This is a genomic window from Leucobacter sp. NPDC077196, assembly GCF_040687075.1.
GTDB lineage: Bacteria > Actinomycetota > Actinomycetes > Actinomycetales > Microbacteriaceae > Leucobacter.
This window is the reverse complement of sequence record NZ_JBFBML010000009.1, coordinates 30,336-40,207: the sequence shown is the minus strand read 5'-3', so window position 1 is coordinate 40,207 and position 9,872 is coordinate 30,336. Positions and strand designations below refer to the sequence as shown.

The following is a 9,872-nucleotide window of genomic DNA, read 5'->3' as shown; positions in this document are numbered from 1 at the left end:
CCCCTGCGCGCTGCAACGCCGTGTGCGGGTTCCGAGCGTTACACTCGCTGGGTGCCGGCTCCCGTTGTTCTCGCGTCATCCGAGTGGTGTGCACGTGCGGAATCCCATGCGAGCCGGGCCCGCGCGCTCACCGCCGCACACCTCGACCGGCGGCTCCGGCACGAGCGTCACCCGGTCGAGGATTTCCTCTGGACCTACTACTCCGTGAAGCCGTCCGAGCTCGCGAAATGGCACCCCGGTGCTGGGGTGCAGCTGGCAGAGGCGCCGGATCGCGCGACGTGGAAGCACTACCGCGCGGTCGGCACGGATCCGGTCAGTGTTGGCAACGCCGACCGTGGTGTCGGCGCTGCAGAGGTTGATGTGAATGCGTTCTTCGCGCGCCGCGGCGGCACGGTCGACTACGTGGAGCGGCTGCTGAGCGAGACGGTCTCCCGGCCGCCCCGATTCGGATGCTTCGGTCTGCACGAGTGGGCGATGGTCTATCGCATGACGCCCGAGCAGCTGCGCCACACCTCGCTCCCCCTCCGCATCGGGCACGCGGCGACCGACCACGTCGTCGAGACGCACTCGATCGGGTGCTCCCATTTCGACGCGTACCGCTTCTTCACCCCCGATGCCGCACCGCTCAACACGATGCGCCCGACACGCGAGACGCAGTCCGAGACCGAGCAGTCGGGCTGCCTGCACGCCGGCATGGACGTGTACAAGTGGACGGCGAAATTGGGGCCGATCGTTCCCGGGGAGGTGCTGCTCGATGCCTTCGTGCTGGCCCGCGATATTCGCGAAGTCGACATGCGCGCCTCCCCCTACGATGTGAGCGCGTTCACCGGCGCAGACGGGCGGGTGCTGACCGCCGTGGCGATCGAGACCCCGGAGGGCAAGCGCGAGTACGCGCACCTCCAGCGCGGCTTCGCCGAACGCGGCGATGCGCTGCGTCGACGCGTGCTCGACGCGATCGCGGCCGCTCGCGCCGCCGCCGCGTCCGATGCGGCCGCTCGCGCCGCCGCGCCCAATGCGAGCGGGGTCACTGTTGGTGGGTGTCGCACGGGAGACACGCACGAAGAGTGACCCCGCTCGCACGCGGCGCAGCCGCAGTGAGGGCGCAGCCGCAGGCGCAGCGGCTAATGGCGGTGGCGGGCGCGTCAGAAGAGTGTGGGCGCGGGCACGCCGGGGGTCGCCTCCGCCGCCGCGTTCTGCGCGAGCGTGCGCGTGCGCGACGTGCCCGTGCGCTCGAGGCCGTATCTCGAGATGAGCGGCCGGATGCGGGCGGCGAGCTCCACTCGGTACGCCTGCGGCGCCCGGCTCGAAGCGCCCGGGTACAACGACCGGTAGAGCGGCAGGAGCTCGCGGTGCTCCCGTTCGAGCCATTCGAGAAACCACGGCTTCACGTGCGATCGCAAGTGCAGCGCTCCGTAGACGACGGATCTCGCCCCGGCATCGCGAATGTCTCTGATCAAGCGCTCGAGCTGGTCCGGTCCATCCGTCAGACCGGGGAGCACGGGCATGATGAAGACGTCGGCCGCGAGGCCCGCGTCCCGGGCGGCCGCGATCGTGTCGAGCCGCGCGCGAGTGGTCGGAGTGCCCGGCTCGATCGACTGCTGCAGTTCGTGGTCGCCGACGGCGATCGACATCGCCAGTTCGACGGGCACCCGTTCACTGGCGTCGACCAGCATCGGCAGGTCCCGCCGAAGCAGCGTGCCCTTCGTCAGGATCGACATGGGCGTGCCACTCGCGGCGAGCGCTGAGATGATGCCGGGCATGAGACGGTACCGCCCCTCGGCCCGCTGGTACGGGTCGGTGTTCGTCCCGAGCGCCACGCACTGGCGTCCCCACGACGGCCGAGCCAGTTCCCGGCCCAGTACCTCGGCCACGTTGACCTTCACGACGATCTGCGCGTCGAAGTCTTTGCCAGTGTCGAAATCGAGATACCGATGCGAGCCGCGGGCGAAGCAGTACACGCACGCGTGCGAGCATCCCCGGTACGGGTTGATCGTCCAGGAGAACGGCATCGACGATTCACCCGGCACACGGTTCAACGCGCTCTTCGCGAGCACTTCGTGGAACGCCATGCCTGCGTATTCCGGGGATCGGACAGTGCGGAGATGCCCGGGAACCGCCGCCACCTGTGACATCGACAGGCCGGCCAGCGCCCCATCCTCGGATGCCGCGACCGACTGCCCACTCCACCTCATGCAGGTATTCGAACATACGTTCGAATGAATTGCAAACGAACCGCCCGCCTGCGGTTACCCCTCGGGCGAGCCGGCCACGCCTCGGCGCCACTGCGTGGGCGAGCAACCGTAGGTGCGCGTGAACGCCCGGATGAACGTCGCGGAGTCGGAGTACCCCGATTCACCGGCGATCGCGCGCACCGTCATGCCCGTGCGCCCCCGCTCCTCGAGCAGCTCCGTCGCACGACTCAAGCGAACGCGCCGCAAGTACGCCGCGGGCGAGTCCGCCGCTTCGGCAAAGAGGGCATGCACCTGACGCACCGAGAGAAAATGATGCGCTGCGAGGCGATCGACCGTGACGCCGGGATCACCGCAGTGCTCTCGCAGCCAGCGCTGCAGCACCGCGAGGCGCGCGCGGCGATCCTCATCGGGCGCCTCCTCCTTCGCCAGCGCCCGCATCACGACAGCGAGCGTGTCGCTCACGGCCCGCGCGATACCCGCCCCCGAGCGGGCGTCGAGTGAGAGCTGCCGCGATTGCAGACTGAACAGCAGCGCGCGCAGCGCCGCCTGGCCGGGTACGGAAGATCCGGTCGAACGCGCGACCGAACTGCCGATCGCGCGATCGGAAAGCCCCAGCGACTCCCGGGTCAGCTGCAGCACGATGAGATCCTGCCCGAGCGTCGGCACTGACATGCGATACGGCTCCGCCACATCGACGAACGCCAACGCACCGGCGCCGAGTCGCGCGCCGCGGCCGCGCTGCGACAGCGTCCAGGATCCGCGCAACTGCATCATCACGAGCAGGTGATCGGCGGCATCGGCGTCGACGAGTGCGCGTGGCCGCTCGGCCTCGTGCGCGTCGAACGCCACGCGACTCACCCACATCGACGGGGAGATGCGGCGCTGGGCGATTCGCGCCGAGAACCGAGGCCCCTCCGCACGGCATTGGAGCGGGACGAACATGCGACTGGCCAGGCGCTGCCACGCCTCGATCCCGTGAACGCTCATCGGCTCCATTGGCATCCCCCGGCGCTTCGACACTGCTTGCTGCAACCTGTCATCACGCACCCGATCAGCGCCGCTCACTCGCGCAGATACTGCCAATGCTCGTGCAGAGGCGGCACATACCGACGGGCATTCGGTGCCATACCGTGGTGTTACCGGTGATGCTACACGGTACGCAGCGGCGCAGCGAAGCGCCTCGTCAGAATGGAGTCTCCATGTCAGGCAACAGAATCGTCGTCTACAAGGGCCCGGGCGAAGTGGCGGTCGAGAACTTCGACTACCCGACGCTGGAGCTGCCGCAAGAAGTCGCTGAGGGGCTCGGGATCAAGCGATCCGCCCCGCACGCCGTGATTCTCAAGCTCGTCACGACCAACATCTGCGGCAGCGACCAGCACATGGTGCGCGGCCGCACTACGGCGCCCGTCGGCCAGACGCTCGGCCACGAGATCACGGGCGAGGTCGTCGAGGTCGGCGACGACGTGCTCTTCCACAGCGTCGGCGATATCTGCTCCGTGCCGTTCAACATCGCCTGCGGCCGCTGTCGCATGTGCAACGAGGGCCAGACCGGGATCTGCCTGAACGTGAACCCCGCGCGTGCGGGCGCAGCCTACGGGTACGTCGACATGGGCGGCTGGCTCGGCGGTCAGGCCGAGTACGTCATGATCCCCTACGCCGACTTCAACCTTCTGAAGTTCCCGGACCGCGATGAGGCCCTCGAGAAGATTCTCGACCTCACGATGCTCTCCGACATCTTCCCGACCGGCTACCACGGGGCGGTCTCGGCGGGCGTCACCACCGGATCGACCGTCTACGTGGCGGGTGCCGGGCCGGTCGGCCTCGCAGCGGCGTACTCCGCGCAACTGCTCGGCGCCGCGACGGTCATTGTCGGCGACATGAACGCCGACCGCCTGCGCCAGGCCGAGAGCTTCGGCTGCGCCGCGGCAGACCTCTCGAAGGGCGACGCACTCGCCGACATCATCGCCGACATCGTGGGTGAGCCAGAGGTGGACGCCGCCGTCGACGCCGTCGGGTTCGAAGCGCGAGGGCACGGTCATGACGCGGCAGAGGCCCCGGCGACCGTGCTCAACGACGTCATGAGCGTCGCCCGGGCGGGCGCATCACTCGGCATTCCCGGGCTCTACGTCACGGGCGACCCCGGGGCCGTCGACGAGGCGGCGAAGCACGGGCAGATCGGCGTGCGCCTCGGCCTCGGCTGGGCGAAGTCGCACCGCCTTGTGACGGGTCAGTGCCCGGTCAAGAAGTACAACCGGCAGCTGATGAACCTGATTCTCGCCGACCGCGCGCATATCGCGAAGGCCGTCGGCGCGACCACCATCAGCCTCGATCAGGCAGCCGAGGGCTATGCGCAGTTCGACGCGGGCGCCGCGCAGAAGTTCGTGATCGATCCGCACGGCATGGTGTCGTAGCGGCAAGCGGCATCAGTGATGCGCGGCGCACGTTCTCATCGACGTGCGCCGCGCATCACTGCGTCGGGGCCGACTTACGCGTTGTGCTCGTCGGCGATCTGCGTGTGGTGCTGAATCACCTCGGCGACGACGAAGTTGAACCACTTCTCGGCGAACTCCGGGTCGAGGTGCGCGTCTGCAGCGAGCCCTTTGAGTCGGTCGATCTGACGCGATTCCCGCGAGGGATCGGCGGCCGGCATGTCGTGCTCCGCCTTCAACTGCCCGACCTCCTGCGTGCAGCGGAATCGCTCGGCGAGCAAGTGCACCAGCGCCGCATCGATGTTGTCGATGCTCGATCGCAGCCGTTCGAGGCGTTCGAGGGGGGTCGGCTCGCTCATGCGCGATCCTCCGCTTATCCCAGGAGGTCGTGCAGCACCACGACCTGATCGCGCTCGGGGCCGACGCCGACGGCCGAGATGCGCGATCCGCTCATGCCCTCAAGCGCGATGATGTAGTCCTGTGCGTTCTTGGGCAGATCCTCGAAGCGACGGGCACCCGAGATGTCCTCGTTCCAGCCCGGGAACTCCTCATAGATGGGCTTCGCGTGGTGGAAGTCGCTCTGGTTCACCGGCATCTCATCGTGCCGCACGCCGTTGACGTCGTAGGCGACGCACACCGGAATCGTTTTGAGGCCGGAGAGCACGTCGAGCTTCGTCAGCACGAAGTCGGTGACGCCGTTGATGCGTGCGGCATAGCGGGCCATGGGCGCGTCGTACCAGCCGCAGCGCCGGGGCCGCCCCGTGGTGGTGCCGAACTCGAACCCTTGCTTGCGCAGGTAGTCGCCCGACTCGTCGAACAGCTCGGTCGGGAATGGTCCCGCGCCCACGCGCGTGGTGTACGCCTTGACGACGGAGATCACACGGTCGAGCGCGTGCGGCGGCAGCCCCGAACCGGTGCTCGCGCCGCCGGCCGTCGCGTTCGAGGAGGTGACGAACGGGTAGGTGCCGTGGTCGATGTCGAGCATGGTGGCCTGGCCGGCCTCGAAGAGCACCGTCTTGTCGTCTTGCATCGCCTCGTGCAGCAGCAGCGCCGTGTCGCACACCATCGGCTCGAGCATCTCGCGGTAGCTGAGCAGGTCTTCCACGACCTCGTCGGCGGAGATGGCGCGGCGGTTGTAGATCTTGACGAGCACCTGGTTCTTGAACTCGAGCGCGGCCTCGACCTTCTGCCGCAGAATGCCCTCGTCGAAGATGTCTTGGATGCGGATGCCGACGCGGTTGATCTTGTCGGCGTACGCAGGGCCGATGCCGCGACCCGTGGTGCCGATCTGGCGCTTGCCGAGGAAGCGCTCCGTCACCTTGTCGAGCGTGCGGTGGTACGCGGTGATGACGTGAGCGTTCGCGCTGACCTTGAGGCGCGAGACGTCGACGCCCCGGCCGCCGAGCGCTTCGAGTTCACCGCGGAGCACCTCGAGGTCGACGACGACGCCGTTCGAGATCACCGGCGTCACGCCGGGGGTCAGGATCCCTGACGGGAGCAGGTGCAACGCGTACTTCTCGGCCCCCACGACAACGGTGTGACCGGCGTTGTTACCGCCGTTGAACTTGACGACGTAGTCGACGCGGCTGCCGAGGAGGTCGGTCGCCCGACCCTTCCCCTCGTCGCCCCACTGGGCACCGGTGATGAGCACTGCGGGCATTTCAGCCCCTTCCTTCGGCAACGGCACGTACCGGCCCAGTCTAGCGAAGGGCCGCCGTCTCCCGGCGGAGCCCGCCGTCCGGCGACGAATCGCCGGGGCGGAACGCTCAGTGCTCTCGTTCGATCGCGGTGATCGCCGCCGGGTCGGCGCCGTCGAGGAACTCCGTGAGCCGCTCCACCTCGCTCGTCTCCCCGATGCGCTCGGCAGCGCGTCGCAGCGCGTACAGCGCGCGCAATACGCCGCGATTGGGCTCGTGAGACCACGGGACGGGGCCCGCCCCGCGCCATCCGGCCTTGCGCAGCGCGTCGAGCCCGCGGTGATAGCCGACTCGCGCAAACGCGTACGCCTCGATCTCGCGCCCCTCGGCGTCGGCTGCATCGGCGAGCAGCGCCCAGACGAGCGGCGACTCCGGGTGCTCGCGCACGACGGCATCGAGGCCGCGCTCCGAGTCGAGCGCCTGCGACACCGCGGTGTCGGCAGACAGAAGAGTGGGTTCTGGTTCGAGCAGATTCGCGCCGATCATCCTGTCAGTGTAGCGATGCGGCTCCGAGGAGACGCCGGTTCACGCCTGCAGCCGCATCGACATGAGGATGCGCTTGAGCGTCGCATACTCTTCCGTCTGCATGAAGGCCTCGGCTTCCGCGCGACTCGCGAATACGCGCCCGCTCGACGTGCTGTCGACCTGCATCCAGTCGGCGGCGACAACGGAATTCGACGGCGTCGCCCCGGTGCCGCCGAGCAGCCGGTTGTAATACATGCAGCTATCACGCGGGGTGAAGTTCGCGAGCGACAGGCTGGCCACGGCACCGTCTCCGAGGTTGGAGACCCGGTACACGAACCGCGCGTCCGTGGTCGGCGCGCCAGCCTCGTCGGTGGGTTCCGGCACGAACCCCGCGATCTCGACCGGCTCCGAGTCGAGCTCCTCGATGCGCAGGGTGGCCATGTCTGTGGCGCAGGCGCCGCCGAGTCCCGTCACCTGGTTCGAGAAGTAGAGCTGTGCGGCTCCCTCCGGGTCCACGACCTGCGCTTGGAAGAAGCCCATGTCGTCGTTGGCGGAGGGCAGGCGCACCAGCGACCACCCCGGCGGTAGCTCGAAGCTCACGGGACCCGCCGCGTCACCTGCGCGCTCCCACGGCTCCGGAGTGGGCTCCGACGTCGGTGTCGGTTCCGGCGTCTCGGTCGGAGTGGCAGAGGGATCGGACGTCGACGGAGCGCTCGTCGCTCCGGGCGCAGTCGAGGGCTCGGTCGCGCACCCGGTCAGGAGGATCGCGCTGCACAGCACCGCGGCAGCGCAGGTGAGGATCGTTCGCATGCGCTCACCGTAGCGTCGACCGTTCCGCTGCCGCGAGCGGCTAGCGGTAATTCACGAACTGCAGAGCGACATCGATGTCAGCGCCCTTGAGCAGCGCCATCGTCGCCTGCAGGTCATCGCGGCTCTTGGAGGAGACGCGCAGCTCGTCGCCCTGAATCTGCGACTTGACGCCCTTCGGGCCCTCGTCGCGGATCAGCTTGTTCAGCTTCTTCGCGGTGGCCTGATCGATGCCTTCCTTCAGCTGCGCGTCGATGCGGTACTCCTTGCCGCTGGCGTAGGGCTCACCGGTGTCGAGCGCCTTCAGTGACAGACCGCGCTTGATGAACTTCGAGTGCAGCACATCGAGCACGGCGTTCGCGCGCTCTTCCGTGTTCGCCTTGATCTGCACTTTCTCACCCGAAAGCGAGACGTCGGCGCCGACGCCCTTGAAGTCGTAGCGCTGCTCGACCTCCTTGCGCGCCTGGTTCACCGCGTTCTCGACCTCCATCGAGTCGATCTTGCTCACCACGTCAAACGAAGAATCAGCCATGCCCCCAGCGTACCCGAGGGGCGGCACCGCCACCCCACTCCGGATCCGGGTCGCTCTGGGAGGGTGTCGGCGCCCGAAAGGACCGCGACACCCTCCGCAAGTGACCCGCCACGTGATTTGCAACAGAATGTAATGACACATATTCGCGGAACGAATGATTTGCTAAGCTGTCCGGGTTCCGCACGCCACATTGCACTCGAAAGGACTCCTCGCCGTGTCTGCAACTCAGGCTGCCCCGCATCGGGCGCGCCGCCTCCCCCGCTGGATGACGTCGTTCGGGTGGCAGATCCTCGCCGCCCTCGTCATCGGCCTCGTGCTCGGCGGCATCGCCATGTCACTCGGCCCCGATGCCGAAGACAATCCCAATGGCCTGCACGCGACGCTGGACACGATCGGCAGCAGCTACGTCTCGCTGCTGCGCGCCGCGGTGATCCCTCTCGTCTTCACGGCCATCGTGTCGAGCATCGTCGGGCTCCGCAAGGTGACGAACGCGGCCCGCCTGGCTGGCCAGACTCTGCTCTGGTTCGCCATCACCGCGCTGATCGCGGTGACCATCGGCATCGTGCTCGGCGTCACGCTGCAACCCGGCTCGACGGCATCGCAGACCGCGCTGACCCCCGAAGCGCCCGGTTCGGTCGGCACCTGGTGGAACTTCCTCACCGGCCTCGTCCCCGCGAACTTCCTCGGACTCGGCGTTTCTGGCAGCGTCGATGTCGACAGCGGCGCGCTCTCGGCGAGCCCGAGCTTCAATGTGCTGCAGGTCATCGTGATCTCGGCCGCCGTGGGCATCGCAGCGCTCAAGATCGGCGAGAAGGCCGAGCCGTTCATCGTACTCACGGAATCAGCACTCGCGATCATTCAGAAGATCCTCTGGTGGATCATCCGGCTCGCCCCGATCGGCACGATCGGCCTCATCGGCAACGCCGTCGCCGAGTACGGCTGGAACCAGATGGGCACGCTCACGTGGTTCGTCGCGGTGCTGTACCTCGGCCTCGCACTGGTGCTCTTCGTGGTCTACCCGATTCTCGTGAAATCGCACGGTCTCTCCGTGAAGCAGTACTTCTCAGGAGTGTGGCCGGCGGTGCAGCTCGGCTTCGTGAGCCGCTCGTCCATCGGCACACTGCCGCTCACCCAGCGCGTCACCGAGCGCAACCTCGGTGTGCCGCGCGGCTACGCCTCCTTCGCCGTGCCGCTCGGAGCAACGACCAAGATGGACGGGTGCGCCGCAATTTACCCGGCAGTCGCGGCGATCTTCATCGCGCAGTTCTTCGGCATCGACCTCACGATCGTGCAGTACCTGCTGATCGTCATCGTCTCGGTGGTCGGCTCCGCGGCAACTGCCGGCACCACGGGCGCGACGGTGATGCTCACGCTCACGCTGTCGACGCTCGGGCTGCCGCTCGAGGGAGTCGGCCTGCTGCTGGCGGTCGACCCCATCATCGACATGGGTCGCACCGCGGTGAACGTCGCCGGGCAGGCCCTGGTCCCCGCGATCGTTGCGAAGCGCGAGGGCATCATCGACCTCGACCTGTACAACGCCCCCCGCGAGGGTCTGGCCTTCGACAACACCGATGTCGAAACGGCAAGCGCGTCGAGCGAGGCGCCTCAAGCAGAAGAAGCAGGCAGAGAAGCAGCAGGCAGAGAAGCAGCAGGCCGAGAAGCAGCAGTGCGCCAGAGCTGACACCCGGCCGGTGAGAGCCGGGGGGGGGGGCGCAACGACAGCGACGGGCGCCGGGCGGGTTCTGCATCG

General features: G+C 68.0%; 10 protein-coding genes. 3 read left to right on the top strand and 7 right to left on the bottom strand.

The window, feature by feature from the left end:
- Nucleotides 1-51 precede the first annotated feature (51 nt).
- The gene (locus AB0O71_RS10350; protein WP_363744976.1) at nt 52-1,068 is read left to right on the top strand and encodes a 3-methyladenine DNA glycosylase; all 1,017 of its coding nucleotides are present in this window, start codon (nt 52-54) and stop codon (nt 1,066-1,068) included.
- 74 nt (nt 1,069-1,142) lie between these two features.
- Here the strand turns inward: AB0O71_RS10350 and AB0O71_RS10345 are convergent, their stop codons facing one another.
- Together AB0O71_RS10345 and AB0O71_RS10340 are read right to left on the bottom strand one after the other, a co-directional pair.
- Nucleotides 1,143-2,192: an Rv2578c family radical SAM protein gene (locus tag AB0O71_RS10345; protein WP_363744974.1), complete on the bottom strand. Its 1,050-nt coding sequence runs from the start codon at nt 2,190-2,192 to the stop codon at nt 1,143-1,145.
- Between the two features lie 54 nt (nt 2,193-2,246).
- A complete protein-coding gene (locus AB0O71_RS10340) occupies nt 2,247-3,179 on the bottom strand; it encodes an AraC family transcriptional regulator (RefSeq protein WP_363744972.1) in 933 nt (310 codons plus the stop codon).
- A 212-nt stretch (nt 3,180-3,391) separates the two neighbouring features.
- Here AB0O71_RS10340 and fdhA point away from each other — a divergent pair, with 212 nt between their 5' ends.
- Nucleotides 3,392-4,603 (top strand): formaldehyde dehydrogenase, glutathione-independent, encoded by a 1,212-nt coding sequence (gene fdhA / locus AB0O71_RS10335; RefSeq protein WP_363744970.1) that lies wholly within the window; start codon nt 3,392-3,394, stop codon nt 4,601-4,603.
- Nucleotides 4,604-4,677: 74 nt separating this feature from the next.
- Here the strand turns inward: fdhA and AB0O71_RS10330 are convergent, their stop codons facing one another.
- The 5 genes from AB0O71_RS10330 to AB0O71_RS10310 all read right to left on the bottom strand — a co-directional run bounded on the left by AB0O71_RS10330 (nt 4,678) and on the right by AB0O71_RS10310 (nt 8,122).
- On the bottom strand, nt 4,678-4,980 hold the full coding sequence (locus tag AB0O71_RS10330) for a chorismate mutase (RefSeq protein WP_363744968.1): 303 nt from the start codon (nt 4,978-4,980) through the stop codon (nt 4,678-4,680).
- Between the two features lie 14 nt (nt 4,981-4,994).
- Nucleotides 4,995-6,281 carry an adenylosuccinate synthase gene (locus AB0O71_RS10325; protein ID WP_363744966.1) on the bottom strand — a complete coding sequence of 429 codons (1,287 nt, stop codon included), beginning with the start codon at nt 6,279-6,281 and terminating at the stop codon, nt 4,995-4,997.
- Between the two features lie 106 nt (nt 6,282-6,387).
- On the bottom strand, nt 6,388-6,804 hold the full coding sequence (locus AB0O71_RS10320; RefSeq protein ID WP_363744964.1) for a DUF3151 domain-containing protein: 417 nt from the start codon (nt 6,802-6,804) through the stop codon (nt 6,388-6,390).
- A 39-nt stretch (nt 6,805-6,843) separates the two neighbouring features.
- Nucleotides 6,844-7,593 carry a hypothetical protein gene (locus AB0O71_RS10315; RefSeq protein ID WP_363744962.1) on the bottom strand — a complete coding sequence of 250 codons (750 nt, stop codon included), beginning with the start codon at nt 7,591-7,593 and terminating at the stop codon, nt 6,844-6,846.
- Between the two features lie 40 nt (nt 7,594-7,633).
- On the bottom strand, nt 7,634-8,122 hold the full coding sequence (locus tag AB0O71_RS10310; protein WP_090153057.1) for a YajQ family cyclic di-GMP-binding protein: 489 nt from the start codon (nt 8,120-8,122) through the stop codon (nt 7,634-7,636).
- 265 nt (nt 8,123-8,387) lie between these two features.
- Here AB0O71_RS10310 and AB0O71_RS10305 point away from each other — a divergent pair, with 265 nt between their 5' ends.
- Nucleotides 8,388-9,803 carry a dicarboxylate/amino acid:cation symporter gene (locus AB0O71_RS10305; protein WP_363745064.1) on the top strand — a complete coding sequence of 472 codons (1,416 nt, stop codon included), beginning with the start codon at nt 8,388-8,390 and terminating at the stop codon, nt 9,801-9,803.
- Nucleotides 9,804-9,872: the final 69 nt, after the last annotated feature.

Coding starts and splice junctions, on each gene's coding strand:
- AB0O71_RS10345 (WP_363744974.1), bottom strand. CDS start 2,192: ATGAGGTGGAGTGGGCAGTCGGTCGCGGCATCCGAGGATGGGGCGCTG.
- AB0O71_RS10340 (WP_363744972.1), bottom strand. CDS start 3,179: ATGAGCGTTCACGGGATCGAGGCGTGGCAGCGCCTGGCCAGTCGCATG.
- fdhA (WP_363744970.1), top strand. CDS start 3,392: ATGTCAGGCAACAGAATCGTCGTCTACAAGGGCCCGGGCGAAGTGGCG.
- AB0O71_RS10330 (WP_363744968.1), bottom strand. CDS start 4,980: ATGAGCGAGCCGACCCCCCTCGAACGCCTCGAACGGCTGCGATCGAGC.
- AB0O71_RS10325 (WP_363744966.1), bottom strand. CDS start 6,281: ATGCCCGCAGTGCTCATCACCGGTGCCCAGTGGGGCGACGAGGGGAAG.
- AB0O71_RS10320 (WP_363744964.1), bottom strand. CDS start 6,804: ATGATCGGCGCGAATCTGCTCGAACCAGAACCCACTCTTCTGTCTGCC.
- AB0O71_RS10315 (WP_363744962.1), bottom strand. CDS start 7,593: ATGCGAACGATCCTCACCTGCGCTGCCGCGGTGCTGTGCAGCGCGATC.
- AB0O71_RS10310 (WP_090153057.1), bottom strand. CDS start 8,122: ATGGCTGATTCTTCGTTTGACGTGGTGAGCAAGATCGACTCGATGGAG.
- AB0O71_RS10305 (WP_363745064.1), top strand. CDS start 8,388: ATGACGTCGTTCGGGTGGCAGATCCTCGCCGCCCTCGTCATCGGCCTC.